The organism is Arthrobacter sp. KBS0702, from assembly GCF_005937985.2.
Lineage (GTDB): Bacteria > Actinomycetota > Actinomycetes > Actinomycetales > Micrococcaceae > Arthrobacter.
Map to the genome: position 1 here is coordinate 3473627 of NZ_CP042172.1, position 25893 is coordinate 3499519.

Here is a 25893-nt window from a genome sequence, read left to right on the forward strand (position 1 = left end):
TTCAATCCTTCTTGAGCGTGACGACGGGCAGGTACGCGGTGCGCGTGGAGCCGTCGATCTGTTCGAAGTCCAGCGGCGCCCAGGCCTCGCGGTCGAAACCGGCGCCCTGGTGCAGCGCGTGCGAAAGCAGCGCGCGGATGGAGTTGATGTGGCGTTCCGTATCCGGGAGCTGTTCCCAGGCCTCGGCGAGGGTGGACGCCCCGGCGACGGCGGCGCGGATGGCTTCGGGGCTGGCCTTGCCGGTCCTCGGCGAGCGCACCCGGTCCGAGTCGCTGAACGCGATCGGGTCCGCCAGCTTCGGCGGCGCGGCGAACTCGTCGGGGTCGAAGAGCTTGACCATCGCCAGGGACTCGAAGCCGGCATTAAAGAGCACCGGGCCGCGGACCAATCCCGGCCGCTCCCGTTCGTAGGGCAGAGCACGGATCGCTTGCTCGGCCTCGCGCAGGACCTTGCGGAGCCGGACGGACTGGCGGTAGTCGTCGCTCTGGACGTAGGTGTTGAGGCTTTCGCTGAGTTTGCCGTAGATCCGCTGGATCTGGCTGTGCTGGGTGCGCAGTTCGGCCACCAGGTTCTTCAACGTCTCGCGTTCGTCGTGGCTGAGCTCGTCCGCGAACTGCCGGCTGAGCACCTCCCCGATCGCGGAACGGAAGCGGAGCTGCTGCTGCGGGTCCTCCAGGAACGCGGTGAAGGACCGGAACGTCCTGCCTTCCGGGCTCTGCCGCAGCCGCTTGTCCGCCTCCAGCACCTGCGCCATGGTGGCGCCCTTGCTCAGGGACTCCTCGATGATCTGGTTGCGGAGCTCGCCCACCAGCTCCTCGATCCGGTCACGCATCTTCTTGTAGTCCGCGGGCAGGCTCGCCGCGAGGTCCAGGATGTTGCCGGCGGCCTCGACGGCTTCCTCGTCGTCGAGCAGCCCGTCGAACTCGCCGGAGCTGATCTCCTCGATGAGCTGGCGGCGTTCGCCGATCTCCTCCTCCAAAGACTCCAGCCGGGCGCTTTGGTCCGGGTTGGTTTCGTTGGCGAGCTTTTCGACGTCGCCCAGCAGCGTGCCGAGCCGGGAACCGTTGAGGGTGGAACGTTCGCTGGAGAGGCTGTCCAGAAAGGCCAGGACACGGGCCGCGGGCTCCGTGACCTCGTAGACGATCTGGCCGGACTGGTTTCGCCGGGTCAGGAAGTTCTTGCGGGTCCACTCGTCGCCGAACCCCTTGCCGTTGGCGGAGCCGCCGAGCCCCGGTTCCTGGCGGCGGAGCTGCTCCAGGAAAGCGTCGACGTCGGCATGGAACTGTTCGAGCGGAAGCTGCGGCCGGGTCCGGGTGAAGGACGCCTGCAGCACGGCGATCACCCACGGGGCCGAGCGGGTCAGCGCCCAGGCAGGTCCCTTGGTGAGGAGTTCGAGGTCCCGGAGCCGGGCGCTGATGGCCTCGGCGGAGGACACGGCGGAACGGGACACGCATTCTCCAATCGCTGCCGCGGGGTGGGGTCGGGCAGCGGATCAAAGGAAACTGCCAACTACAAGGTTAACGCAGGGCCTCGGGAAAAACCGTTGAACCTGCAGCGCAGCGGGAGGACACTGGGAAGACCACGTGGGAGGAGACCGTCATGCGGACCAAGACTGCATGGATCATAGGAGCGGCGACGGCGGCGGTAGTCCTGGGCGGCGCCACGGTGGCCGTCGCTGCGGACGGCCTGTTGGGGCCCAACAACCCGGTACCCGGCGTGAGTATCGCGCCGCAGCCGGATGACGACTCGCACGATTCGGACGCGGACGACGCGGGTCTGGCGCCCCTCACCGGCGCGGACCGGGACCAGGCCGCGAGCGCGGCACTGGCCAGGGTCGGGCAGGGCAGCGTCACCGAAGTGGAGCGGGAAAACGACGGCGGCACGGCCTACGAGGTGAAGGTGCGCCTCAACGACGGCCGGACGGTTGAGGTCCAGCTCGGTTCGGACTTCCAGGTCCTGGCCCAGGGGGCTGCCGAGCTGGACGACTGACGTACCGCGCGCCGATGCGCCGCGGCGGGCAGCGCAAAAGCGCGCGGCAAACGCGGGCCCAGCGTGTAACGCCTGTTACTGGTGAGGTTTCCGCGACCTCTCCGTGACCTACGCACGGGTAGCATTTCGATCCCGTATCAAGACCCCCCGACGCGCCCCGCGACTCTGGCTGGGCCCCCTTCCGGCACCCTACGCTCGGGCTACTGATTCAGCCGAAGCGACGGTGCAGGAGGAAGAATGCAGTTCGATCTAAGCGCGGTGGAAACGGCCACCATGGTGTTCCTGGGAACACTGTTTTTCGGCCTCCTCCTGACCTTCTTCATCATGACGGCGGCCTTCGTGGCGCTGGCTCTGCTGGGCGTCGGCCGGCTGGCCTGGTTCGTTGCGGCGAGCCTGCTGTTCGGGGCGGTCCACGGTATCAACGACGCCTGGGACCGGCTGGTCCATCACGCCGGCACAGTGGAGCTCCCGGGCGATTTCCCCGGCGACCTGATAGGGCAGTCTTCCCCTAGTACCGGCACCTACCCGCGGGTAGTATTGCGGGACAGCTGAAGGGTCCTCCACCCGCGGCGGATCCAGGGCTCGAGCCGGCCAACCCGGTTAGAGGAGATGCCCCGTGAGCTCCGCCGTCGACAACCCAGCCACTGAAGATCCAGCCACCGACAGCCCCGCCGCCGAGATACCGGTGGCCGCGCAGAAGATCGGGCCCGAGGCCACCGCCGCCGATGCCCGGGCCGTCGCCGAGGCCGCCCGCGATACCAGCTGGGACCGGCCCAGTTTCGCCAAGGGCCTCTACCTCGGCAGCTTCGACCTCAGCCTCATCCACCCCTGGCCTCAGGCGCCGGCGGACGACGTCGAACGCGGCGAAGCGTTCATGGACCGCCTGACCGCCTACTGCCGGACCATGTCCGGACGCAAAATCGAGCGCGACGCCCGGATTCCCGACGAATACCTCGCCGGGTTGGCCGGCCTCGGCGTGTTCGGCATGAAGATCCCCCGCGAATACGGCGGTCTGGGCCTGTCACTGGTCTACTACGGCCGTGCACTGGCCCTGCTGGGCTCGGTCCACCCCAGCCTCGGAGCGCTCCTCTCCGCGCACCAGTCGATCGGCGTGCCGGAGCCGGTGAAGGTTTTCGGCACGCCGGAGCAGAAGCAGGAGTACCTCCCGCGCTGCGCCGCCGGTGCCGTAACCGCGTTCCTGCTCACCGAGCCCGACGTCGGCAGCGACCCGGCCCGGATGGGCAGCACGGCCGTCCCCTCCGAGGACGGGGCGTCGTACGTGCTGGACGGTGTGAAGCTGTGGACCACGAACGGCGTGATCGCGGAACTTGTGGTGGTGATGGCGCTCGTCCCCGCGCACACCAGCGCGGACGGCACCGAGCACAAGGGCGGCATCAGCGCGTTCGTCGTGGAAATGGACTCCCCCGGCATCACGGTGGAGAACCGCAACGCTTTTATGGGCCTGCGTGGCATCGAGAACGGCGTGACACGCTTCCACCAGGTGCGCGTGCCGGCCTCCAACCGGCTGGGCCGCGAGGGCCAGGGCCTGAAAATCGCTCTCACCACGCTCAACACCGGCCGGCTCTCCATCCCCGCGCTCTGCGTGGCGTCCGGCCGCTGGAGCCTGAAGATCGCCCGGGAATGGTCCAACGCCCGGACCCAGTGGGGCCGCCCGGTTGGGCAACACGAGGCGGTGGGCAAGAAGATCGCCTTTATCGCCGCGAGCGCCTTCGCCCTGGACGCCGTGTTCGAGCTCTCCGCCGAGCTGGCCGACGCCGGGCAAAAGGACGTCCGGATCGAAGCGGCGCTCGCGAAGCTCTGGTCCACCGAGATCAGCTGCCGGATCGCCGACGAACTGGTCCAGATCCGCGGCGGACGCGGCTTCGAAACAGCCGACTCGCTTGAGGCCCGCGGCGAGCGCGCGGTTCCGGCGGAACAGCAGCTGCGGGACATGCGGATCAACCGGATCTTTGAGGGGTCCTCGGAAATCATGCGGCTCCTGATCGCACGCGAGGCCGTGGACGCCCACCTGGCCGCTGCCGGGGCCCTCGGTTCGGAGGACGCAAGCCTGTCCGAAAAGGCCAAGGCCGCGGTCGGGGCCTCCGGGTTCTACGCGAGGTGGCTGCCGAAGCTGGTGGCCGGCACCGGCATGGATCCGCGCTCCTTCGGCGACTTCGGCCGGCTCGCCCGGCACCTGCGCTTCGTGGAGCGGGCATCGCGGCGGCTGGCGCGGCAGACTTTCTACGGCATGGGCCGCTGGCAGGCGAAGCTTGAGCACAAACAGGCCTTCCTGGGCCGGATCGTGGATATCGGCGCCGAGCTGTTCGCGATGGCGGCGTGCTGCTCCCGGGCGGAAATGCTGCTGCGGACCGCCCCGGAGCGGGGGGCCTCCGGCTACGAACTCGCCGACGCCTACTGCGAGCAGGCGCGGGTCCGGGTCGAGGAGTATTTCGACCAGCTCTGGCGCAACACCGACGACGGCGACCGCGTCCTGGCCCGCGCGGTGCTCGCCGGCGACTACGAGTGGCTGGAGGCCGGGGTACTGGACCAGTCCGAGGGGACCGGTCCCTGGATTGCGGATGCCAGCCCGCGCGCCTCGGTGAAGGAGAACCTGCACCGAAAGTACCGCTGACGTGCGCCGATGCCCGCGCAGACGCCGTACGGATCAGATAGTAAGCATCCTTGCTATTGGTCCGGCGGCGTGGTTAGGTGGAGCCAAGACCTGATGACGGTCGAAGCATTGCCGTGCCCGGATCAAACGATGAGTTCGGGTCAATCAATGAAAGCGAGCAGCCATCATGAGCAGCACAGCAGGCCCCGAAGACCGCATGCCCCGCCGGGCACGCGAGGAAAACGGAACCCTGGATCGGGAGGCCCGGATCCATGATGCGCGTCAGGACGGCGTGACCGCTGAAGGCCCCGTCGCGGCCGACGCGCGCACCGAATCGCGCGCTCAAGACCGGGCCGAGACCCGCGCTCAGGCCCGCGCCGAAGACCGCGCCGAAGACCGTGAGCAGCACGCCAGCGAGACGCGCGCCTTCCCCGCCGCACCCCTCGCCGGCGCCGCGGCAGGCTCAACTGCCGGCGCTGCCGCCGGCCGCGACAACCAGGCGATCCACGGGACCCGCGACGACCACGCCCGCCACAATCACGACGTCGTCGTCGAAGAGGTGCCCACCCGCGAAACTGTGGTGGCCCGCGAGAAGGAACAGTTCGGCGGCGTCAAAATCGGGTCCGCGTTCTTCGGCTGGCTCGCCGCGACCGGCATGGCCGTGCTGCTGACCGCCCTGGTGGCCGCTGCCGGCACCGCCGTCGGCCTTGCCACCCACACGAATGTCAACGACGCCGTCAACCAGGCCTCGGGCAACCAAAGCGTAGGAATCGCGGGCATCATTACACTGCTCGTGATCCTGTTCGTGTCCTACTACTGCGGCGGCTACGTGGCCGGCCGGATGGCCCGCTTCAACGGGGCGCGGCAGGGTTTGATGGTGTGGATCTGGGCACTCATCGCGGCCATCGTCGTCGCCGTCCTGGCCATGACCGCCGGCCAGCAGTACAACGTCCTTGCCAACCTCAACAGCTTCCCCCGCATCCCCGTCAACGAGGGCGACCTCACCACCACCAGCATTGTCGCCGCGATCGTGGTGGCGGTGGTTGCCCTTATCGGGGCCATGCTGGGCGGCCTGGCCGGCATGCGCTTCCACCGCAAGGTGGACCGCGCAGGCTTCACCCCGGTGGAGACCGTCGAGGAACGCTAAGCCAGCGTCAGGGCGTCAACGTAGTACCAGCGGCGGTCCTCGCGCCGGAAACTGCTCGTTTCGTGGTGGACCCCGGATTCGCCGTCGTGCCGGAAGTACGCCTTGAACTCGACGGTGCCCTCCGTGTCCAGCGGGCCGCCGCGCCTCGTTGAGACGATGTCCAAGCGCCGCCATTGCATAGCAGGATCCAGCTCCAGAGCGGCCGGCCGGGTGTCCGTATGCCAGGTGCGCAGCAGGTAGCCGGCGTCGAGCACCACAAAGGCGCTGTAGCGGGACCGCATGAGCTGCTCCGCGGTCGGCGCCTCCGCTTCACCGCGGTGGTACCGGCCGCAGCAGTCTGCGTACTGCTCACCCGACAAGCACGGGCAATGTCCCTGGTATGACGTCAAAGGGGTCCTTCCGGCGGGCCGGACACCTCCGGCATGGGCTGCTTCCGACTATAGACGCAGCCCGAAGGTATCAGCTTGGACACATCCCGCCCGACGGGCCCATTTCCTCGCGTGTCCGTTGGAGATTGTCCGTATGGTTAACGGGGGCCGGTGCCCGGCACGACCATTGCGGCACGGACCTCGCTGCAGGCTGGTTGGAAGAGGAGAGGCGAAGTGGAAGACCCGACGACGATCGCCATGAACCTGACCTTTTTCGGCACCCTCGGTGTTGGCCTCGTGCTGTTCCTCGGAGTCTTCGCCGCCTTCGTCATCACCTTGCTGATGGCCGGGCTCGGGAGGCTGATTGCCACGGCCTTTACCGCCTTGGTCCGCGGCCGGCGGTCCACTCCCGCGCCGGCGGAGGCGCACCGGCCAGCGAAGACCGCCAAGCCGGCCCGCAAGGAACCCCAACTCTCCCCCGCATGGGCCGCCGCCGTCGCGCGCGCCGATGCCCGCGCCGATGCCCGTGCCAAGGCGGGAACCGCGCCGGAGGTCAGGGTATCGGTGCGTGAACTTCCCAGCCCGAAAGCTCCGGTGCGCGACATCAAGGAAGTCGCGCCGCTCGTCGAGTCCGCCACGGACCGGAACGGCGCCCCCGCCGCGGCGCCGCGGGCTTTCACGAAGCCCCCGCTTCCAGCCAAGAGCCCGGTGCTGGACACCGGCTCGCTCACCGCGCTCAAGCACCAGCCACCGCAGGCAGCCCAGCGACGGGACCAGCAGCCGGGCCAGCAGCGCAAGGCCAGCTGAACCCTTACCCCGGGCGGTCATCTGGGCTACGTTGGAACCCATGGAATTCAGATACCTCGGGCACAGCGGCTTCAAGATCTCCGAAATCACCTTCGGCAACTGGCTCACGCACGGATCGCAGGTGGAGAACGACGTCGCCACCCAGTGCGTGCGGGCAGCGCTCGACGCCGGAATCAGCACCTTCGACACGGCCGACGTCTACGCCAACACCGCGGCGGAGAAGGTCCTGGGGGAGGCCCTGAAGGACGAGCGGCGCGAGTCGCTGGAGATCTTCACCAAAGTCTTTGGCCCCACCGGCCCCAAGGGGCACAACGACCTGGGACTGTCCCGCAAACACATCATGGAATCCATCAACGGCTCCCTGACCCGGTTGCAGACGGACTACGTGGACCTCTACCAAGCGCACCGCTATGACTACGAGACGCCGTTGGAAGAGACCATGCAGGCCTTCGCCGACATCGTGCGGCAGGGCAAGGCGCTGTACATCGGCGTCAGCGAGTGGACGGCCAGCCAGATCCGTGATGGCCACGCCCTCGCCAAGGATCTCGGTTTCCAGCTGATCTCCAACCAGCCGCAGTACTCCATGCTGTGGCGGGTCATCGAGGCCGAGGTGGTCCCGACCTCGGAGGAACTCGGCCTGTCCCAGATCGTGTGGTCGCCCATGGCCCAGGGCGTGCTGAGCGGCAAGTACCACCCCGGCAAACCCGCTCCGGAAGGCAGCCGCGCCACGGATTCCAAGGGCGGCGCCCGGATGATCGAGCGCTGGATGTCCGACGAGGTCCTGACCGGAGTGCAGCAGCTCAAACCCATCGCCGAGGAGGCCGGGCTCACCATGGCCCAGCTGAGCATCGCGTGGGTGCTGCAGAACAAGAACGTGGCCTCGGCGATCATGGGCGCCTCCCGCCCGGAGCAGATTGCCGGCAACGTGGCCGCGGCCGGCGTGAAGCTGGACCCGGCCATCATGGACAAAATCGACGCCGCCATCGGATCCCTCGCAGAGCGCGACCCAGCACAGACCAAGTCGCCGGCCTCGCGCGAGGCCTGACCCATGGCGACGCTGCCGGAACTCGCCGTCACCGGATCCACCGGACAGCTCGGCGGCCAGGTGGCCCGGCTGCTGTCGGCGGTGGGCAGCCCCCAAAGGCTCCTCGTGCGCGACGCCCGCCGCGCCCCGGAACTCGACGGCGCCGTGCCGGTCGTCGCCAGCTACGCCGACCCGGCTCAGTCCAGGGCGGCCCTGGCCGGGGTGAAAACCCTCTTTATGGTCTCCGCCGCCGAGGCCGAGGACCGTCTGCAACAGCACTACGCCTTCGTCGATGCGGCGGCCGAGGCCGGGGTACAGCACATCGTGTACACCTCATTCTTCGGCGCCGCGCCCAGGTGCACCTTCACGCTGGGACGCGACCACTACGCCACCGAGGAACGGATCAAGGCGTCCGGCATGGATTACACGATCCTGCGTGACAACTTCTATCTCGACTTCCTGCCGCTGCTGGCCGGCGAGGACGGCGTGATCCGCGGCCCGGCCGGGGACGGCGTGATGGCGGCCGTGGCCCGGGCGGACATCGCCCGCTCGGCCCTGACCGTGCTGAGTGACCCGGCGCTGCACGTGGGCCGGAGCTATGACCTGACGGGACCTGAAGACATTTCGCTTTCCGCCGCCGCGGAGCTGCTGACCGCCGGCACCGGCCGCACCATCAACTACCACAACGAGACCGTCGAGGAAGCGTACGCTTCCCGGAAACCCTACGGGGCACCACCCTGGCAGGTGGACGCCTGGGTCAGCACCTACACCGCCATAGCCGCCGGCGAACTGGCGGGACCGACGTCGGCCGTGCACGAACTGACCGGACGGGAACCGCTGGGGCTGGCCGAATTCCTGGCCGAGGCGCACACCCTGTAGCCGCACTGCCCGGGCGGCGGCGGAGCAGCGGGGCGGGGCGGGGCGGTATTGACGGCTTCAGGGCCGCGGCGTAGACCTGAAGACGGTGACACCGGTCCAAAACCGGGCTGGTCCGGAACAGAATCGCAATCCCATGCCCAAACAATTGTCCAAGCACACCTCCCCCGTCATGGCCCGGCGCCGGCAGACGCAACAGCTGGCAGCACACCCCGGCGAACCCAGCCACGGACCCCTCACGGCCGAGGAGCTGCAACTCGCGGTCCGGAACCATTCGATGCCGCTCGAGGCCCTCCGCAACGACGTGACACCGCCCGGGCTGCACTACCTGCTGGACCACTTCGACATCCCGGCCGTCGACGGGGAAGGGTGGCACCTGCGGATCGGTGGGGCCGTGCAGCGGTCGCTGGAACTGAACCTCCGGGCCCTGCGCCGGGCGCCGAGCATCAGTGTCCCGGTCACCTTGGAATGCGCCGGCAATGGCCGGTCGCTGCTGAAGCCGCGGCCCCTGAGCCAGCCCTGGATGATGGAGGGCGTCGGCACCGCCGTCTGGACCGGGGTGCCCCTGGCCTACCTGCTGACCCAGGCGGGGGTGGATGAGGACGCCGTCGAGGTCGCCTTCACCGGTGCCGACGCCGGAATCCAGGGCGGGATTCGCCAGCAGTACGCGCGGAGCCTGCCGGTCAGCGAGGCGCTGCGGGCCGACGTCGTGCTGGCGTACGAGATGAACGGCGCCGCACTGCCGCCGCAGCACGGCTACCCGCTGCGGCTCGTGGTCCCTGGCTGGTACGGCATGGCCAGTGTCAAATGGCTCGCCTCGATCAAGGTGCTGGCCAAGCCCTTCGAGGGCTTCCAGCAGTCCGTCGCCTATCGCTACCAGCAGGACGCGGACGACGCCGGCACGCCGGTCACGTGGATCAAGGTCCGCTCGCTGATGGTCCCGCCGGGGGTTCCCGATTTCTTCACCCGGCAGCGGTTCCTGCCCGCGGGCCCCGTGATGCTGACCGGACGGGCCTGGTCCGGCCACGGCGCCGTCCAGCGGGTCGAGGTAGGCATCGACGGCCAGTGGGCACCCGCACAGCTGGAGCACCCTGCGGCGCCGTTCGCCTGGTCCGCCTGGTCGATGCCGTGGGTGGCGGATCCCGGGCAGCACGAACTCTCCTGCCGCGCCACGGACGCCAGCGGCGCCACCCAGCCCCTCGAGCCGGTGTGGAATTACCAGGGCATGGGGAACAACGTGGTGCAGCGGGTCAAAGTCACCGTGGAATAGGCGGCGCTAGCGGCCGCGTCTCAGGTGCTCGGCATTCAGTTCATCGAGTTGGCTGTCAGTCAGCTCGTCGAAGCCCCGCGCCTCGCGTTTGTCCGTCCGGGAGAACCGCATGAACATCAGGATGATCAGCGGCAGGTCCACGATTTCACAGATGAACCACAAAACGTCTCCCGCGAGTTGCTGGTCGCGCAGGGGATCGGGAATCCAGCTGGGGCCCGCCTGCCGCGTTGCAACGTGGTCGAGGACCTGTCCGTTCAGGCGCAACAGTATTCCGGGCACCGCATCGATCAGCAGCTCAATAAAGACGAAGACAAACTCCAGCGTGATGAAAGCGCTGGAACGATGGAAGTCCGCTTCTTCAATGATGGGAAGCGCCATAAGCAGGCCGAGCAGGGGAATGCCGACAGTCAGGAGCGCCTCGGCCACCGGGTTCGTGCGCAGCGTGTAGAACGCCGGAGTCAGAAACGTTGAGAAGAGCGCGAGCCCGAGCAACGGCGCCGCCAGCGAGTTGCTCACGAACCGGACCAGCCGGTTCGACAGCACCGCATCTAGCCCGGCTATCCCCCGATCGCTGAGTGCCATGCGGGCCAGGGAGATGGGCTTCCCCAACCCGATCAAAAGCGGAACGACGAAGAGCATCAGCGTGATCTTCAAGGTGAAGGCCCAGCGGAGCTCGGCACTGTACGCGCCCGGGAATCCGCACGTAAGCACCGTGAGGGAGCCGAGACCCAGGACGTAGAACGCGGCCGTCCGCCACAGAGGCCAGTTCCGGCCCTTGTTGGCCGCAGCCCTCAGCGCGAGAGCGTACAGCACGCCCGAGGACACAATGACCGCCGCGGCGGTCCAGTCAATCTGCCAGGCAGTTATCACGACATCGAAAGGTGGCACGGGCTGAGGGTAGCTGAGCTTCCTAGGAGTTTGCCCGGCAAGCGACCCCGCGGGCGCCTACTCCGCGGGCGCTCACTCCGACGCGCGTCCGGGCTCCGCAACGGGCTGCTGCGCCGCCTGCTCGATGACGGCAGCGATGTGCTCCAAGAGGTATTGCTGCCCGGCGACGGTGGGATGGTCGCCGTCGGGTCCGATCAGGTCCTCGACGTCGTCGCTGATCCAGCCTTCGGCAATCGGATCGACAAATTCGGCGCCTGCCCCCTGAGCCGCGGACTTGAGCTGGCCCCGGATCTCCAGGAGGCCCTGGTCCGCGTCGGTCGAGTACGACGGCGGACCCACCACGATGATCTTCGCAGCGGGGGCCACGGCTTCGGCGTGGGTGATGGCCGCAAAGGCCGCAGCTCCGACGGCCGCCGGATCGTAGTCAAGGTCGTTCTCGGAGCCGAAAAACACCACGACGCCGGTGTCCCGGGTGACGAACTGGTCGACCTGGCTGCCGAAAGTACCGTCGGTGTCGCCAGGCCTGACGTAGCCGCTGCCGTTCTCCGCGGCATTGACCACCTGGAATCCGGCGAGGCGGGGGTCCGTCCGGATCAGGGCCGGCCACGCGTACTGGGGCGAGGTTCCGTGCCCGGTGCTCAGCGAATCGCCAACAACCACCACCCGCACCGCCGGGGCAGCCGTGACGACCGGCTGCGCCGCGCAGGCAAGCGCCGCAGCTGCCAGGCAGGCCGCCACGCCCGCCGCAACGGGCCAGCTGTGTCGTCTGTGTCGTTTACGCGGCAGCGGGCTGATCGTCATAGCTCCCGCCTCCCGCCTGAACTTCACCGGCGCCCCGTGCGGTGCCGCTCTGCAACCATTGTCCCGTGTTGAATGTTTCGTGGGTATTGCCGGAGGCTGCGAGAACCCCGGCTAATAGTCCACGATGGCACCGCTGGAAATGTTGATGGTGGCGTCCGTGATGGCGCCGGCCTTGTCCGAGGCGATGAAGCTCGCCACGTTGCCGACATCCGCCAGGGTGGCCGTGCGGTTCAGGTGCGCGGCCTTAGCGATCTCCACCACGATCTCCTCCCGCCCCTCCACCTGCCAGGGAATGGTCTCGATGATGCCGCCGCTCACCATGGTGACAACCCGCACGCCGTACCTTCCCAGCTCCATCGCCCACTGCCGCCGGAGCCCCTCCATCGCATCCAGGGCCACCTTGAACCCGCCAAGTCCGGCCATGGTCTGCGGGCCGGACCCGCCGAACATCAGCACAACCCCGGACTTCTGCTTGAGCATGTGGCCAGCCGCGGCCCGGGTGGTCAGGAAGTGGGTGCGGGTGGCAAGGGTGATCGGCTGGGTGAAGTCGTTCACGTCGATTTCCATCAGGGGCTGCTGGATGTCGCCGAAGGAGATGGCGTTGAAAGAAATGTCGATCCGTTTGGTCTTCTTGACCACCGAATCAACAAAGGACTCCACCTGCTCCTCGTCCAGGGCGTCGACGACGGCGACGTCCGCCCGTCCGCCGTCCTCCCTGATGTCCCGGGCTACTTTCTCCAGCCGCGATTCGGTGCGGCCGGCGAGATAGACGGCGGCGCCCTCGGCGGCGAAAGCCCGGGACACCGCTCCCCCGATCGACCCTCCGGCACCGTAGATCAGTGCGGTTTTGCCCTGCAGTAGGCCGCCAGCCGGCACTTGGTTCGTCAGCATCTGTCCCTGCCTCCCGCCGCGGAGTGGTGAATTCCCTCAACTATGTTCTCGCCGGACTCCGGTGGCAAGGGGGTGGGGGCGGGCGTCCTGGCCGGGTTTAGGGGCGCGGCGGGCCGGATCCTTGCCGAGGATCTGGCGGCGGGCCGGCGCCCGGGCCGTTTCCGGGCCCGGGCGGCGGGGGACTGTCCGGACCGCCGCGGCCCTCATGCAACTCCGGTGGAACTGACGCGGAGGGACCGCCGATACCGTAGAAACCAGGGGGCTGAGCCGCCTGGCCCTGCTGGGGCGGCCCTGCGGCGGGGGCCGTTTGGCCGTAGGCGGGGGGCGCCGGCGGTCCGGCGGGCGCCAGCGGCTGCGGGTCACCCGGGTCGGTGGGGCCCATGTCCAGGTGGAAAGGCGGGTATTCATCCCGCATCAGGGCCACGTAGGTGATGACCCGGTAGATCCAGCGGTTCAGGCCCATCAGCAGGTCGAAGAGGCCGCGCCAGTACTGGCCGGTAAACAGCAGGATGACGCCAGCGATAATCACCAGAAGCCCGATCAGCGAGATGCCGGCGTTCTGCTGGATCCATCGTCCGTCGTCCCAATAACCCTCCCGGCCGCCCCAGACACGCGTGGTCCCCGTCAGCACCCCAACGATCAGCAGGTGCGGAATGGCCAGCAGCCAGGACTTCACCAGGACCAGTCCGTGGGAGAGCTTCTCCGGATAGTCGACGTCGAAGTCCGCTGGGTATCCGGTGCGGGCGAGCGTGAACGGGGGATACTGGTCCGTACCGATCGCCGCGTAGGAATAGAAGGCCACCCGCCAGCTCCAGCGGATCACACCCACGTTGAAGTTGAACAGCGAGCGCGGGTAGCGGCCGGTAAAGAGGATGGCGAACCCGGCCACGATCGTGGTGACGACGAAGGCGAACCACAGGAAGAACAGCACGATGTAGTGCGGGATCGCGAGGAACCACTTGACCAGCCATAGCCAACGGGACAGGTGCGGGTCCAGATAGCCGCTGAGGCGCGCCGGATAGACGTAGCTGCCCGGCGGCGGGGAGGCCCCGCTGTACGGCTGCCCCGTGGAGGCTGCCGACGCGTAGGGGGCCCCGGGGTGCGGCTGCTGCCCGGGTCCCTGTGGCGGGCCGCCGCGTCCCAGCCCGGCCGCACCGGCCACGATCAGCGGGACGCCGACGGCCAGGAGCACAATGCCGCCGATCAGCAGCCCGAGGAAAACCGGCCAGAGCAGGTCCGAGCGCGCGCCCCCGCGGAGATCCACGGACACCGGGCTGCTCGCGTCGGCATTCATGATCACCACGGCCCAGTTCCCGGGGCGCAGGTCCCACTTCAGTTCCTGACTGCCGGCGCCGGTGGCGGAGGCCGTCCAAAACGTTTGGTCGGCCGGCCGGGCCGGCGGTTTAGTGCCGGACACATCCCGGTATTCGGCCCGGAAGGGCGAGAAGCGGACCTCGGTGAGCTCGGCGTGCCTGACGTCGGTCAGGTACTTTGCCACATCCGCCTGCGGCGCGATGCCGATGAAGATTTGCCGCGCTGAGTCGGCCGTGGAGCCGCGAAGCATCACGCTGCCAGGGATCACGGCCGGGTCGATTCCGGGCCGGGCATCGGTCATGATGTCCAGCCGCGGCGAGGTCAGTGCGTAGGAGTCCGCCGTGTAGCGCTCCGACGGCGTGGTGAAGTAGCGGCCGTCGCGCTGTTGATAGTTGGCCCAGCCGGTGAAGCCGGCCCCGGCCAGAAGTCCCAGGCCCAGCAACGCGAAAAGCGTGCCGAGCACCAGGAGGACAATCCGGCCCGGTTTCATGGCCGGTCCAACGCCTCCAGCAGTGACTTGCCCCATCGTTCCGCCTTCTCGATTTCGCCGGGACGCAGTGGCCCCTCGCTGCCTTGGACGTAGAACGGCATTGGCTCGGAAATGATATCGGCGCCGTTGTCCCGGAGCGCGTGCGCCATCTTCTTGGCCGCGTCGCCGTGGATGAACATCCGGACGCGGGTGTCGAAAGCGGCCGCTTTGACCCCCTTGAGATGACCGCCGCCCAGGTTCGAGAGCAGTTCGGTGATCTTCGGCGTCGGACGCCAGCCATTAATGGGGCTGCCGAGGACCAGCAGGTCGCCGGCGGCCAGGTCGTCGGGCCGGAAGTCGCTGACCGCCACAGGGGTGGCGTCGAGTGCGCCGAGCGAACCGGCGACGGCCTCCGCCACAGACTTGGTATTGCCGAACGCTGAGTCGTAGACGACGTGGGCCTTCATGCCGTGATCACCACTTTCAAGGCTTTCGTCTCCGCCGCGCGGGCAAAAGTGTCATAGGCGTCCAGAAACTGGTCGAAGGTGAAGTGGTGGGTGGCGAATTTCTCGGCCGGAAGCTTCTTTTGGGCCACGAGTTTCAGCAACATCGGGGTGGTGTTGGCATTGACCAGGCCCATGCTGATGTTGATGTTCTGAATCCAGAGATCTTCCACGTGCAGCTCCACAGGCTTGCCATGCACCCCCACATTGGCCACATTGCCGCCGGGCCGGACGATGTCCGTGCACATGCTGAAGGTCGCCGGGATGCCGACAGCCTCGATGGCCACATCCACCCCCTGGCCATCGGTCAGGGCCAGAACCTGGTCCTTCCAGTCGGCGTCACCGGAGAGCACGACGTCGGTGGCGCCGAACTCGCGGGACTTTTCCAGCCGGTTCGCATCCAGGTCGACCGCGATGATGGTGGCCGCTCCGTAGAGTCCCGCTGTAGCGATGGCGGCAAGACCGACCGGGCCGGCGCCGATCACGGCCACGGTGTCCCCGGGCTTGACCCGGCCGTACTGCACCCCGATCTCAAACCCGGTGGGCAGGATATCGGAGAGCATCACGGCCTGCTCATCGCTCACTCCCGCCGGCAGCAGGTGCAGCGAGTTTTCGGCGTACGGGACGCGGACGTATTCGGCCTGCGTTCCGTCGATCAGGTGTCCAAAAACCCAGCCGGTCCCGGATTGACCCTCCTCGCCCATGCAGTGCGAGTAGAGGCCGGTCCTGCAGTTGGCGCAATGCCCGCACGATTTGATGCAGGAAATGATGACCCTGTCCCCCACTTTGAGTCCGGTCACCGAGGAACCAGTCTCGGTGATGGTGCCTACGCCCTCATGCCCGAGGATCCGGCCCTTGGTCACCGCGGGCACATCGCCTTTGAGGATGTGGAGGTCCGTTCCGCAGATGGTGGTGGTGTCCACCTTGACGATCACATCCGACGGGTTCTGGATTACCGGATCAGGAACGTCCGTCCAGGATTTCTCTCCCGGGCCGCCATACACGAGGGCTTTCACGCAAGCTCCTTGGTTCTGAGGATGACCGGCGGATCGACGATCCGCAGGCGGCACGGGGTGACAGAGGTGTCGATGCCGGAGGAGACAATGGACTGGCGCGCATGCTCGCGGAGTTCCTCAAAGGCCGCGGCGGTAACCCGGGCATGCGCCAGGTCCACGACGATCTCGTAGCTCGCGAGTTTAGAGGTCACGCGGCGGCAGACGACGTAAAGGGCGCGGATGTTGGCGGTCGTTACGACGCCGCGCACTTCCACTCGCGCGGACTCCTCCGCGCTGTCGATCCGGATGACAACCTTGATCCGCGGATCACCGTGGGATGGGTGCGCGTGGTAGGCGCGGGCCCGGCTGGCATGATTGAGGTGGCGCAACTGACTCATTACGCCTCAGAGCTCCGGATGCCAGGGGCTGCTGCGGTTGTTGGACGCTCTAATTCGATTCGGAATTTGATACACATCTTGGCCGGTCTCCTGCCTTTCCTGCCCAAGCCGGAAAGTGCAATTGCCATTTCCTCACCCCAGGTCCTAGCGCGAGACCGATACTTCCTATCGAGCGGTTCATCCCCCAATTGCCGTGCAGGAACCGCCCCAACTCCAGAATGACCGCCCCGTCGGACTCGGGCAAGGGGGCGAAAGTCCCTTGCCTTCGGCGGTGCCGGACCGCGCTGGGAGCCATGTGGGAGCAGTGGCCAGTGTGGTGCGAATTGCTGCCATCCGGATGCGCCCCTAGCCTTGTCCCTATGCCGAAATCAGCCTTCCCCGCCGCCGTGTCGGGCCTTGTTCTCGCTTCGGTGCGGCAGCCGGGCAAAAAGACGCTTTGTGACATTTTCATTACAGACGGCAAGGTTGCCCAGATTGTGCCGTCCGGCCCGCAGGCAAAATTCCCGCCTGCTTCCCGGGTGGTGGATCTCGACGAGCGCTACGTGATCCCGGGGCTGTGGGATGAGCATGTCCACATGACCCAGTGGGCCCTGGCAGCCGGCCGGATCGATCTGTCCGGCGCGTCCTCGGCCCGGGAGGCGGCCGCCGTCGTGCGTTCCCGTCTTGAGGCTTCCACCACGGCGGAATCCGGCGGCGATCCGGCCGGCGGCCGGACGCTGGTGGGGGTCGGGTTCCGGGATGCCGTTTGGGCGGACACGCCGAGTCTTGAACTGCTCGACGGCGCGACCGCGGGCGTCCCGACGGCGCTGATCAGCCACGATCTGCACTGCGTCTGGCTCAACAGTGCCGCGGCGGCCCGCTACCGGGTGGCCGTAAATGCGGACGGGCTGCTCCGCGAGGAGCCTGCCTTTGAACTGACCCGGGAACTGGGGCGCCTGCCCGACGAGGTGGTCGATGCCATGGTCCGCGACGCCGGCAGGGCGGCCGCGGCCCGCGGAATTGTGGGGATTGTCGACTTCGAGATGGTGTGGAACCGGGACACCTGGCTCCGCCGGATCGCGGCCGGCTTTGATTCCCACCGGGTGGATGCCGGGGTCTACCCGCAGGACCTGGACCGCGCGATGGGCGAGGGGATGACGACCGGCCAGGTGATTCCGGAGGGCGGAGGACTCCTGCGGGTAGGTCCGTTGAAGGTACTGATCGACGGCTCCCTCAACACCCGCACGGCATACTGCGTGGACCCGTACCCGCACGGCGGCCGCGGCCTGCTCACGGTCAGCGAGGCGGACCTGCAGGACCGCCTGGTCAAGGCGCGCGCATCCGGGTTCGTCCCGGCGGTGCACGCGATCGGCGACGGCGCCAACGAGGTGGCGCTGAATGCCTTCGCGGCGGCCGGGATCCGGGGCCGGATTGAGCATGCCCAGTTTGTCCGGCGGCAGGACTTCGCGCGGTTCGGCGAACTGGGCATCACTGCCAGCGTTCAGCCCGCCCACGCGCTCGATGACCGCGACGCCGCGGACTCCAACTGGGCCGGCCGAACGGAACGGGCGTTCCCGCTCCGTTCCCTGCTCGACGCCGGGGCCACGCTGGCCCTCGGCTCCGACGCACCGGTTGCACCGCTCGAACCGTGGACCGCCATGTCCGCCGCCACCACCCGCGCCCGGCAGGATGGCCGCGAACCCTGGCACCTGGAGCAGGCCCTGACCCGGGAGGAGGCGCTGGCGGCCTCCTCCCGCGGACGGCGCCGGATCAACGTCGGAGACCCGGCCGACGTCGTCGTGCTCGACGCCGACCCGCTGGCCGCCTCCGACGCCGAATTTGCCGCGATGCCGGTGGCCGCAACGCTCGTGGCCGGGCAGTTCACGCACCGGGGCGTCTGACCCCGGCCCGCACGGCCGTTTCTGGGCGGAGTAACTGCCCGCCGGAGTAACTGCCCGGCACTGATGCCTCATTGTCCAAAAATGCGTGTTTCGCGCAAAAGTATTGCGCGAATCATGCAGTTCGTTCTAGGATCCATGTGATCGATGCCGTGGTGGCTCGGTCTTCCAACAACAATGAGGTTGAACATGTCCGTACCAATCAAGGCCACCATGGAGAAGGTTCCGGGTGGCATGATGCTGGTCCCGCTTCTGATCGGCGCCCTTCTTGCCACCTTTGCTCCGGGTTCCGCGGCCTTCTTCGGCTCCTTCACGGGAGCGCTCTTCACCGGCGGCACCACCATCCTTGCGGTGTTCTACGTCTGCATGGGCGCGAGCATCGACATCAAGGCGACGCCCTACATCTTGAAAAAGGGCGGGGTTCTATTCGGCAGCAAGGTCCTCTTCGCCGTGATCGTCGGCATCGTCGCCGGCCGGTTCCTGGGCGAGCTTCCCATCGACGGAGGCCTTCTGAGCGGGCTCTCGGTCGTGGCCATCCTGGCGGCCCTCAACGACACCAACGGCGGCATGTACATGGCCCTGATGGGTCAGTACGGCAAGCCCAAGGACGTTGCGGCCTATTCGGTGATGACCCTGGAGTCCGGCCCGTTCCTGACGATGCTGACCCTCGGCGTGGCGGGACTCTCGGCGTTTCCTTGGCAGGCCCTCGTGGGTGCCATCATCCCGCTGCTGCTGGGCGCCATCCTCGGAGCGCTGGATCCTGCGATGCGGAAGTTCCTGTCAGCAGCCGCGCCGGTGCTGATTCCTTTCTTTGCCCTCGCCCTGGGATTCGGACTCAACCTGGAAAAGGTGCTCAGCGCCGGGCTCCTCGGACTGGTCCTCGGCCTGTTCGTCCTCTTCGTCGGCGGCGCCGTGCTGTTCTTTGCCGACAAATTGACCGGCGGATCCGGCCTGGCCGGGCTGGCCGCCGCCACCACCGCAGGCAATGCGGCGACCGTCCCGATGCTGGTTGCCGCAGCCAATCCGGCCTATCTGCCTGCCGCCGGGCCAGCGACCGTGCTGGTGGCAGCCTCCGTCGTTGTCACAGCCATCGGCTGCCCGCTGATCGTCGCGTGGTACGCCAAACGCCTCAAGGCCAAGGACCACTCCGACGCGAGGGTTCCGGCGCACGCAGTATGAGCAAACACGCGCACTCAGACTGGGCAATCGTTGCGGATGACCTCACGGGGGCGGCGGACGCCGCGGCCGCCTATGGTCCCACGCATACGAGTTCCGTTGTCCTGGAGCTGGACGGGGAATGGCCCGGATCCGGGATACTGGCCATCAACACCGAAAGCCGCTACTTGTCCGAAGGCGAGGCGGCCGCGGCTGTCGGACACGCCGTGGGCAGGGCGCTGGGGCAGGGACGTCGGGTGTTCAAGAAACTCGACTCCCTGCTCCGCGGGAACGTGGGTGCTGAACTGGCCGCGGCCGCTTCCGCCGTCTCCGGGCACGCGCTGGTGATCGTCGCTCCCGCTTTCCCCGCGACCGGACGAACCACGATCAACGGGGTTGTGCATGTCGACGGCGAGGCCAACGCGGAGGGCAAGTATGGCGGCGACATTCGCCAGGCACTCGCCGCGGGGGGCCTCAGCGCGGAGACCGTCACCGTCGGCCCCGGCCGGCACCCGGAGGACCTCGCAGGACGGCTGACCGAGCTGCACCGTCGCGGGGTCCGCGCCGCCGTCGTCGACGCCCAATCCGACGATGACCTCCGGATCATCGCGACGGCCGCGGAAATCATGGAGGTCCCCACCCTGCTGGCCGGCTCGGGCGGCCTGGCGGGCCAGATCGAAGTGCGCGGATCTGTCAGCGGCCTCCCGCTGGCCTCGGATCGGGACGTCGCCAGGACGCTGCTGGTGATCGGCAGCTACTCCCCGCTGGCCAAGAGCCAAGTCCAGCAGCTCGTGGCGGCTGGCGTCCGCCACGTGAAGCTGAACCACGAGGACTTCGCGGATCCGGCGGTCCACGTTGAACTTCTCGAGGCCCTGGACGACGGCGATGCAGTGCTGACGCCGGATCCCTCGGGTCCCTTGGACAAATCCCAGGCGGCTGCCGTGGCGGGTGCCCTGGCGTCCGCCACGGCCGCGGCAGGAAGCAAGTGCGGGGCGCTCCTGCTCACCGGCGGTGAGACGGCTACGGCCGTGCTCGCGGAACTCGGCGTCACCAGCTTTACGGTGCTCGGGGAAATTGAACCCGGAGTCGTCGCAAGCCGACTCGACCGATCTTTGCCGCTGATGGTCACGAAGGCTGGCGCATTCGGCGACGCCGGAACACTGCTCCGCACCGCGCAATTTCTAAAAAATACAACGAGTGAAACGAGTATCAAATAATGGGACGCCCGATTGTCGCCATCACCATGGGTGATGCGGCTGGTATTGGCCCGGAAATCATCGTCAAGGCACTTGCCGACACAGAGGTGCGGTCCAGGGCCCGGATGCTGGTAATCGGCGACCTCCGGCGGCTGCGGCTGGCCGCGGGCGTTGTCTCGAGCCCGCTCAGCCTGCGCAAAGTAACCAGTCCCGCCGAGGCACTCTTCGAGGACGGCACCATCGATGTCCTCGACGTTGACTGCATTCCCGCGGACCTGTCGTGGGGTGAGCTCTCCGCCGCCGCGGGGCATGGCTCGTACCTCTTTATCGAAAAGGCCGTGCAACTGGCCATGAACCGCGAGGTCGATGCCATCTGCACCGGCCCACTTAATAAGGCGGCCCTGCATGCCGCCGGCCACAAATATCCGGGACACACCGAACTCCTGGCCGAACTGACCGGCACCGAAGAAGTGTCCATGATGCTGACCGCCCCGAAAATGCGGGTCATCCATGTGACGACCCATATTGGTCTGATCGACGCTATTGCGAAGATCAACGGCGATCTCGTCTACCGGACCATTAAGCGGGGGTATGAGCTCCTGACCACTTCGGGCATCGAAAACCCCCGCATCGCTGTGTGCGCTATTAATCCGCACGCGGGGGAAAACGGACTCTTTGGCTACGGCGAAGAAGCCGAGAAGATCCAGCCCGGGATTGAAAAAGCACAGGCCGAAGGGATCGACGCCTTCGGGCCGCTGCCGGCGGACACGCTGTTCTTCCTCGCCGGACGCGGCGATTTCGACCTCGTCGTCGCCCAGTATCACGACCAGGGCCACGGGCCGGTCAAGGTGCTGGGGTTGGAGAACGGTGTGAACATCACCGTTGGCCTGCCCGTTGTCCGCACCTCCGTGGACCACGGCACCGCCTTCGATATCGCCGGTAAAAACATCGCGGACCATGAGTCCCTGCTCGAAGCATTGCGGCAGGCGGTGGACTTGGCGCCGTCGCGCGAAGAGAATCGGTAAGTGAACGCAAAAGAGAGAAGACGCGAGATTGCGTCAGTCCTTTCCGAGCGGCCGGTCAGCGTAGAAGAGTTGGCCGGCCGTTTCGGGGTTTCCCTTTCGACCATCCGCCGGGATTTCGAGCAACTGGCCCAGGCCGGCCGGATCCTCCGCACCTACGGTGGCGCCCGGACGGCGGGCGCCGGCGAAAAGAGCCTCCGCGAGAGGGAGCAGATCGCCACGCGGCAAAAGGCCGCCATCGGGCGCCTCGCGGCGACGTTTGTGAAGCCGGGTTCGGTGAATATCTTCGACGCCGGGACGACGGCGGGTGCGGTCGCCAGCAGGATTGCCGACAGGTCCGGGATCACGGTGGTGACCAACGGCCTGACGACCACACAGCTGCTCGAAGACAGTGACGGCATCGAGCTGATCGTCATCGGCGGGACGCTTCGCCACGTCAGTTCCGGGATGGTGGGACCGCTTGCCGAGCAGGTCATGTCCTCGATCACCGCGGACGCCGCATTCCTGGGCGCGGACGGCGTCACTGCCTCCCGCGGGGTGTCCGAAGGAACGCCGGAGCAGGCCTCGCTCAAACGGATCATGGTCGAAAATGCCCGCGACGTCTATGTCGTGGCAGATTCAACGAAACTCGGCGTGGAATCTTCGCACTGGTGGACCGCCTTGGACAGGCCCTGGCACCTCGTGACGGACGACGAAGCGACTGAACAGCAGCTTGCTCCATTCCGGGCGCTGGGCAACGTGGAGATCCATCTGGCAGGACCCGCCTAGCTCCGGGCCCCGGGAGATCTCCCCTGGCTGGCCTGGCCGCGGTGGCTAGCCGGGCAATCTAGCCGGCCGCGCTGGCTAGGCGCCCTTGACCCGGGCCTGGACCATGTTGGCGAACGGCAACCTGCCGAACTCCTCGACGAACGCGGCGTGGTAGCCGGCCTCGGCCGGGGCCAACTGCTCCACGGGCAGCTCCTTCCACGCGATGACCAGCTTGTTGGCTGCGGCGAGCTGCCAGATCAGCCGCCCGTCCCAGTGGCCCGGCGGCTTGCCCCGGCCGAAGTCGACGAACTCCTGGATCTGCCGGCGCAGCCCGCGGTTGCCCTTGCTCCCGGGGCCGGCCTTGCCCACGTAGAGGACGTCGGCGCCATCGACCCATTCGGCGTCGAGCGCGTCCGCCTTCAGCGTGGGGTCCTTCTTCTTGAAGATGCCCGCCGTGCTTTTGGCGAGGAACTGGGGCCGGGAGCTGCCGTGTCCGGGGATCTCGGGCAGCAGCACCGCGAAGATGCCGGGTTTCTGCGGGATCCGGTTGATGTCCAGCGCTTCGATCGGCCGGAAACCGGTGAAGCCGTCCTGCTTTAGTGACTGTCTGTTGGTCGGCATGGGTTCCTTGGTAAGGGAGACGGCGTCCCCTCGAGGCTTACAGAGGCGCGTTTAGCGGCCGCAATTACCGGCCGCAGTTAATTGTCACAGGTGCCTGATTGACTGGGTTTCATGGACGGCAAGCAAGGGCCCGACGTGGCCCTAACGGCAAGCGTGACGGTCGCGGACCTTGCGCGGATCCTGGCCGGAATCCCGGCCCCGGCCAGTGCCGCGGCGGTCATCGACGAAACACGCGAGCTGGAGGACCTGAAGTCCGCCCTGGCCGCCCGTCAGGCCCGTTTGTCCGTCACGTTCGATTTGCTCCAGCGCCGCGAACAAGCCGCCGCCGGTCTGCCGGCCGACCAGCTCGGCGCCGGCGTCGGGGCACAGATCGCCCTCGCACGGCGCGAGTCCCCCGCCCGCGGCGGCCGGCTCCTCGGCCTCGCCAGGGCCCTTGTCACCGAAATGCCGCACACCCTCGCCGCCCTGGAAACCGGCCAGCTCAACGAATGGCGCGCCACCCTCCTGGTCCGTGAAACCGCCTGCCTGCCCGCGGTGGACCGGACCGCCGTGGACGAGGAACTCGCCCCCGACACGGGAGCCTTCGACGGCGCCGGCGACCGGGCCATCACCGCCGCGGCCCGTGCCGCCGCCTACCGGCGCGACCCCCGCTCCGCCACCCAACGCGCCGCCCACGCCGAGACCGAACGCCACGTCAGCCTCCGTCCCGCACCGGACACCATGTGCTACCTCACGGCCCTGCTGCCCGTAGCGGAGGGTGTCGCCGTGCACGCCGCACTCACCCGGGCCGCGGACGCTCTCCGCTCCGACGGCGACACCCGTTCCCGCGGCCAACTGATGGCCGACACACTGGTCGAACGCACCACCGGCAAGGCCGGCGGGATCAGCGGCATCGAAATCCAACTCATCATGACCGACCGCACCCTCCTCCAAGGCGACAGCGAACCCGCCCGGCTCCCCGGCTACGGCATCGTCCCCGCCGGGTGGGCCCGGACGCTGCTCCAGAACGCACGCACCGCCGCCGCGGGCGGCCCCGGCGACGAACAGGTCTTTTCGACCTGGCTCCGCCGGCTCTACACCGCCCCCGCCACCGGCGACCTCGTCGCCATGGACTCCCGCGCCCGGCTCTTCCCGCCCGGACACCGCCGCTTCATCCAGGCCCGCGACGACACCTGCCGCACCCCCTACTGCGACGCCCCCATCCGCCACCTGGACCACATCATCCCCTGGCACAACGGCGGCACCACCAACCTCGGCAACGGCGCCGGACTCTGCGAAGCCTGCAACCACACCAAAGAAACACCCGGCTGGAACGCCCAACCCCGCCCCGGCCCCCGACACACCCTCCAACTCACAACCCCAACCGGCCACACCTACCACTCCACCGCCCCACCCCTACCGGGAACGGCATTACTGGCGGCACCCCGCCACCGCCGCGAGATCCGGCACATCGTCAAGGCACTGAGATGCTGAGGCTCGGGGAGGGTCAGTGATGCGGCGTAGCTGCCTCCGTCGGTTCGGGGGCCAGGACCGCCTCATGTCCGGCCTCCACTGCCGGGCGCTGCGGGTCAACGGGAACGCGCCGCGCTTCGATCCCCTTTGCAACATGCAGGATGGTGTCCTCGACGGAATCACCAATGGCCTTGGGAAATGAGGCCACCCCTTCGGCAACCGCAACGGCGGCACCCGCCACGGCCTCGGTAGCCTTCTGTCCCAGACGCAACACCGATTCGTGCCACTGGGTGCGCTTGATGGTCGCGGATTCTGCCAAGCCGAAGTTCGAACTGAAAATCCGTAGCAGCCGCTGGAGCTCTTCGGCTGCGGTGTAGAGTCTGGGCATCTCCATGGGATTCGCAACGCGGGTAAACGTATCGACGTTCACCGCCGCTGAGACGGCGTCGGATAGGTCTCGAACTGCCGCGGAGGTGCTAGCCATTCGCCGTTCCCGGGACTTAACGATGTGTCGGGAGTGAGCGGCGGAATCCGATCCGTCATTCGCGCTGCGGACAGCCTCCAAGGAGTCCATCCGAACCATGTTTGTGAGAGCCACTGCTGCAATGACTAGCCAATGCTTCAGTTCGCCCTTGGCTGCCGCCTCGGCGTTGCTCACCCGCTTGCCAAGATTCTTGACACCGAGACCGTCGGCAATTGTGTTGAGGTGGTTGAGAGCGACGGCGTGCGCCTGGGCGAGCTCCGCCGCCTGTCCCGAGACTTGGTCCCAGAGGGCGTCGTTGAGCCGTCCGGTCTCCTCGAAGTACCCAAATGCTTTATCCAGGACGTGGGTTGTGCCCTGCACGTTGCCGAGGGCCTCGTCACGGATATCGCGGACGATCGTGTCCAGTTTCGCGTCCACAGCCTGAACCAGATCATCGAGTTCTTTGAGGGCGACCCGGATCGCCAAAGCTGCGGCCATCATCTGCACGTTCGCGACCACGGCAGGGTTGATTGGTGAGGAGCTCACCAATTCGATGATCGTGTCGATCCTGCCATCCGACTGCCGTAGCACGCCGCTGACAACCCCAAGCTTTTCCTCGGTGGACCCGGCGAGTTCCAGGAATCGAGCGTAGGAATCCGGAGTCATGTGAAATGAGTTGCCCTGGACATTTGCCGACATACCCATGGAAACCGCCCCCGCCAGGCTGGCAAGCAGATCCGCCACCCCTGAGCCTAGGTTCGAGCGGCCTTCTTCTTTGACGTCAAGCTTGCGGAAGAGCTCGGCAATTGCTGTCGCGTCGCCTGCCACCAAGGCATTTCTGCCGTCGACGTACAGGGAAAGTTCACGGTCATGGTCGGTCATGCCAACATCTTCACATACGCCGGTCCTGGCACGGCGGGCGCCACTTCGGAGCCACCGGAATCGGCGCGGCGGGGCTATGTCACCCCGCCGCACGATTCGCGGACACAGTCTCCCACGGTGCTAGTCT

At 67.4% G+C, this 25893-nt stretch carries 25 protein-coding genes; 14 read left to right on the plus strand and 11 right to left on the minus strand.

All coding sequences use genetic code 11. The features are described from left to right. Position 1 precedes the first annotated feature (1 nt). Positions 2-1450 carry a DUF3375 family protein gene (locus FFF93_RS16015; RefSeq protein WP_138768051.1) on the minus strand — a complete coding sequence of 483 codons (1449 nt, stop codon included), beginning with the start codon at positions 1448-1450 and terminating at the stop codon, positions 2-4. A gap of 149 nt (positions 1451-1599) precedes the next feature. Between FFF93_RS16015 and FFF93_RS16020 the strand changes: the two genes are divergently transcribed. From FFF93_RS16020 to FFF93_RS16035, 4 genes are all read left to right on the plus strand, one after another. Further along, positions 1600-1989 (plus strand): PepSY domain-containing protein, encoded by a 390-nt coding sequence (locus FFF93_RS16020; protein WP_138768050.1) that lies wholly within the window; start codon positions 1600-1602, stop codon positions 1987-1989. A 237-nt stretch (positions 1990-2226) separates the two neighbouring features. Further along, complete coding sequence (locus tag FFF93_RS16025; RefSeq protein ID WP_138768049.1) at positions 2227-2541, plus strand: hypothetical protein; 315 nt, start codon at positions 2227-2229, stop codon at positions 2539-2541. 64 nt (positions 2542-2605) lie between these two features. Continuing rightward, the gene (locus FFF93_RS16030; protein ID WP_261375197.1) at positions 2606-4621 is read left to right on the plus strand and encodes an acyl-CoA dehydrogenase family protein; all 2016 of its coding nucleotides are present in this window, start codon (positions 2606-2608) and stop codon (positions 4619-4621) included. A gap of 166 nt (positions 4622-4787) precedes the next feature. Continuing rightward, positions 4788-5747 carry a TIGR04086 family membrane protein gene (locus FFF93_RS16035; RefSeq protein ID WP_138768048.1) on the plus strand — a complete coding sequence of 320 codons (960 nt, stop codon included), beginning with the start codon at positions 4788-4790 and terminating at the stop codon, positions 5745-5747. Here FFF93_RS16035 and FFF93_RS16040 read toward each other — a convergent pair. Further along, positions 5744-6136, minus strand: coding sequence for a YchJ family protein (locus FFF93_RS16040; RefSeq protein ID WP_138768047.1), 393 nt, complete (start codon positions 6134-6136; stop codon positions 5744-5746). The two genes, FFF93_RS16035 and FFF93_RS16040, sit on opposite strands and share 4 nt — an antisense overlap. Before the next feature lie 213 nt (positions 6137-6349). Here FFF93_RS16040 and FFF93_RS16045 point away from each other — a divergent pair, with 213 nt between their 5' ends. The 4 genes from FFF93_RS16045 to FFF93_RS16060 all read left to right on the plus strand — a co-directional run bounded on the left by FFF93_RS16045 (position 6350) and on the right by FFF93_RS16060 (position 10092). Then, positions 6350-6922 (plus strand): hypothetical protein, encoded by a 573-nt coding sequence (locus FFF93_RS16045; RefSeq protein WP_186372186.1) that lies wholly within the window; start codon positions 6350-6352, stop codon positions 6920-6922. 40 nt (positions 6923-6962) lie between these two features. After that, entirely contained in the window at positions 6963-7967 is a 1005-nt protein-coding gene (locus tag FFF93_RS16050; RefSeq protein ID WP_138768046.1) for an aldo/keto reductase family protein, read from the plus strand. Positions 7968-7970: 3 nt separating this feature from the next. Further along, positions 7971-8825, plus strand: coding sequence for an SDR family oxidoreductase (locus FFF93_RS16055; RefSeq protein WP_138768045.1), 855 nt, complete (start codon positions 7971-7973; stop codon positions 8823-8825). Positions 8826-8994: 169 nt separating this feature from the next. Continuing rightward, positions 8995-10092 (plus strand): sulfite oxidase, encoded by a 1098-nt coding sequence (locus FFF93_RS16060; protein WP_138770311.1) that lies wholly within the window; start codon positions 8995-8997, stop codon positions 10090-10092. A 6-nt stretch (positions 10093-10098) separates the two neighbouring features. Here FFF93_RS16060 and FFF93_RS16065 read toward each other — a convergent pair whose 3' ends face one another. The 7 genes from FFF93_RS16065 to FFF93_RS16095 all read right to left on the minus strand — a co-directional run bounded on the left by FFF93_RS16065 (position 10099) and on the right by FFF93_RS16095 (position 16351). Next, positions 10099-10962: a cytochrome c oxidase assembly protein gene (locus tag FFF93_RS16065; protein WP_261375198.1), complete on the minus strand. Its 864-nt coding sequence runs from the start codon at positions 10960-10962 to the stop codon at positions 10099-10101. 90 nt (positions 10963-11052) lie between these two features. Beyond that, positions 11053-11781, minus strand: coding sequence for an SGNH/GDSL hydrolase family protein (locus FFF93_RS16070; RefSeq protein WP_138768043.1), 729 nt, complete (start codon positions 11779-11781; stop codon positions 11053-11055). Positions 11782-11892: 111 nt separating this feature from the next. After that, positions 11893-12672 carry an SDR family NAD(P)-dependent oxidoreductase gene (locus FFF93_RS16075; RefSeq protein ID WP_138768042.1) on the minus strand — a complete coding sequence of 260 codons (780 nt, stop codon included), beginning with the start codon at positions 12670-12672 and terminating at the stop codon, positions 11893-11895. Between the two features lie 97 nt (positions 12673-12769). Beyond that, positions 12770-14476: a DUF4389 domain-containing protein gene (locus FFF93_RS16080; protein WP_138768041.1), complete on the minus strand. Its 1707-nt coding sequence runs from the start codon at positions 14474-14476 to the stop codon at positions 12770-12772. Beyond that, positions 14473-14922, minus strand: a complete 450-nt coding sequence (locus FFF93_RS16085; protein WP_138768040.1) for a flavodoxin domain-containing protein — start codon at positions 14920-14922, stop codon at positions 14473-14475. Before FFF93_RS16085 ends, FFF93_RS16080 begins: the two co-directional genes overlap by 4 nt. Then, positions 14919-15974: a zinc-dependent alcohol dehydrogenase family protein gene (locus FFF93_RS16090; RefSeq protein WP_138768039.1), complete on the minus strand. Its 1056-nt coding sequence runs from the start codon at positions 15972-15974 to the stop codon at positions 14919-14921. Before FFF93_RS16090 ends, FFF93_RS16085 begins: the two co-directional genes overlap by 4 nt. Beyond that, positions 15971-16351: a hypothetical protein gene (locus FFF93_RS16095; RefSeq protein ID WP_138768038.1), complete on the minus strand. Its 381-nt coding sequence runs from the start codon at positions 16349-16351 to the stop codon at positions 15971-15973. Before FFF93_RS16095 ends, FFF93_RS16090 begins: the two co-directional genes overlap by 4 nt. Positions 16352-16710: 359 nt before the next feature. On the opposite strand from FFF93_RS16095, the gene FFF93_RS16100 reads away from it, so the two are divergent. From FFF93_RS16100 to FFF93_RS16120, 5 genes are all read left to right on the plus strand, one after another. After that, positions 16711-18231, plus strand: a complete 1521-nt coding sequence (locus tag FFF93_RS16100; protein ID WP_138768037.1) for an amidohydrolase — start codon at positions 16711-16713, stop codon at positions 18229-18231. A 186-nt stretch (positions 18232-18417) separates the two neighbouring features. Beyond that, positions 18418-19407: a 2-keto-3-deoxygluconate permease gene (locus FFF93_RS16105; protein WP_138768036.1), complete on the plus strand. Its 990-nt coding sequence runs from the start codon at positions 18418-18420 to the stop codon at positions 19405-19407. After that, on the plus strand, positions 19404-20600 hold the full coding sequence (locus FFF93_RS16110; protein WP_138768035.1) for a four-carbon acid sugar kinase family protein: 1197 nt from the start codon (positions 19404-19406) through the stop codon (positions 20598-20600). Before FFF93_RS16105 ends, FFF93_RS16110 begins: the two co-directional genes overlap by 4 nt. Further along, positions 20600-21604 carry a 4-hydroxythreonine-4-phosphate dehydrogenase PdxA gene (pdxA, locus tag FFF93_RS16115; protein WP_138768034.1) on the plus strand — a complete coding sequence of 335 codons (1005 nt, stop codon included), beginning with the start codon at positions 20600-20602 and terminating at the stop codon, positions 21602-21604. Before FFF93_RS16110 ends, pdxA begins: the two co-directional genes overlap by 1 nt. Continuing rightward, a complete protein-coding gene (locus tag FFF93_RS16120) occupies positions 21605-22369 on the plus strand; it encodes a DeoR/GlpR family DNA-binding transcription regulator (protein ID WP_138768033.1) in 765 nt (254 codons plus the stop codon). Between the two features lie 75 nt (positions 22370-22444). Here FFF93_RS16120 and FFF93_RS16125 read toward each other — a convergent pair whose 3' ends face one another. Further along, entirely contained in the window at positions 22445-22969 is a 525-nt protein-coding gene (locus FFF93_RS16125) for a hypothetical protein (RefSeq protein WP_138768032.1), read from the minus strand. A 111-nt stretch (positions 22970-23080) separates the two neighbouring features. On the opposite strand from FFF93_RS16125, the gene FFF93_RS16130 reads away from it, so the two are divergent. Further along, positions 23081-24442, plus strand: a complete 1362-nt coding sequence (locus FFF93_RS16130; protein ID WP_138768031.1) for an HNH endonuclease signature motif containing protein — start codon at positions 23081-23083, stop codon at positions 24440-24442. Positions 24443-24455: 13 nt separating this feature from the next. On the opposite strand, the gene FFF93_RS16135 is transcribed toward FFF93_RS16130, so the two are convergent. Further along, the gene (locus FFF93_RS16135) at positions 24456-25766 is read right to left on the minus strand and encodes a hypothetical protein (protein WP_138768030.1); all 1311 of its coding nucleotides are present in this window, start codon (positions 25764-25766) and stop codon (positions 24456-24458) included. Positions 25767-25893: the final 127 nt, after the last annotated feature.

Excerpts from the sequence above, each read along its gene's own strand:
- FFF93_RS16020 (WP_138768050.1), top strand. The coding sequence starts at position 1,600 with ATGCGGACCAAGACTGCATGGATCATAGGAGCGGCGACGGCGGCGGTA.
- FFF93_RS16025 (WP_138768049.1), top strand. The coding sequence starts at position 2,227 with ATGCAGTTCGATCTAAGCGCGGTGGAAACGGCCACCATGGTGTTCCTG.
- FFF93_RS16035 (WP_138768048.1), top strand. The coding sequence starts at position 4,788 with ATGAGCAGCACAGCAGGCCCCGAAGACCGCATGCCCCGCCGGGCACGC.
- FFF93_RS16050 (WP_138768046.1), top strand. The coding sequence starts at position 6,963 with ATGGAATTCAGATACCTCGGGCACAGCGGCTTCAAGATCTCCGAAATC.
- FFF93_RS16055 (WP_138768045.1), top strand. The coding sequence starts at position 7,971 with ATGGCGACGCTGCCGGAACTCGCCGTCACCGGATCCACCGGACAGCTC.
- FFF93_RS16060 (WP_138770311.1), top strand. The coding sequence starts at position 8,995 with ATGGCCCGGCGCCGGCAGACGCAACAGCTGGCAGCACACCCCGGCGAA.
- FFF93_RS16070 (WP_138768043.1), bottom strand. The coding sequence starts at position 11,781 with ATGACGATCAGCCCGCTGCCGCGTAAACGACACAGACGACACAGCTGG.
- FFF93_RS16075 (WP_138768042.1), bottom strand. The coding sequence starts at position 12,672 with ATGCTGACGAACCAAGTGCCGGCTGGCGGCCTACTGCAGGGCAAAACC.
- FFF93_RS16080 (WP_138768041.1), bottom strand. The coding sequence starts at position 14,476 with ATGAAACCGGGCCGGATTGTCCTCCTGGTGCTCGGCACGCTTTTCGCG.
- FFF93_RS16085 (WP_138768040.1), bottom strand. The coding sequence starts at position 14,922 with ATGAAGGCCCACGTCGTCTACGACTCAGCGTTCGGCAATACCAAGTCT.
- FFF93_RS16095 (WP_138768038.1), bottom strand. The coding sequence starts at position 16,351 with ATGAGTCAGTTGCGCCACCTCAATCATGCCAGCCGGGCCCGCGCCTAC.
- FFF93_RS16100 (WP_138768037.1), top strand. The coding sequence starts at position 16,711 with ATGCCGAAATCAGCCTTCCCCGCCGCCGTGTCGGGCCTTGTTCTCGCT.
- FFF93_RS16105 (WP_138768036.1), top strand. The coding sequence starts at position 18,418 with ATGTCCGTACCAATCAAGGCCACCATGGAGAAGGTTCCGGGTGGCATG.
- FFF93_RS16110 (WP_138768035.1), top strand. The coding sequence starts at position 19,404 with ATGAGCAAACACGCGCACTCAGACTGGGCAATCGTTGCGGATGACCTC.
- pdxA (WP_138768034.1), top strand. The coding sequence starts at position 20,600 with ATGGGACGCCCGATTGTCGCCATCACCATGGGTGATGCGGCTGGTATT.
- FFF93_RS16125 (WP_138768032.1), bottom strand. The coding sequence starts at position 22,969 with ATGCCGACCAACAGACAGTCACTAAAGCAGGACGGCTTCACCGGTTTC.
- FFF93_RS16130 (WP_138768031.1), top strand. The coding sequence starts at position 23,081 with ATGGACGGCAAGCAAGGGCCCGACGTGGCCCTAACGGCAAGCGTGACG.
- FFF93_RS16135 (WP_138768030.1), bottom strand. The coding sequence starts at position 25,766 with ATGACCGACCATGACCGTGAACTTTCCCTGTACGTCGACGGCAGAAAT.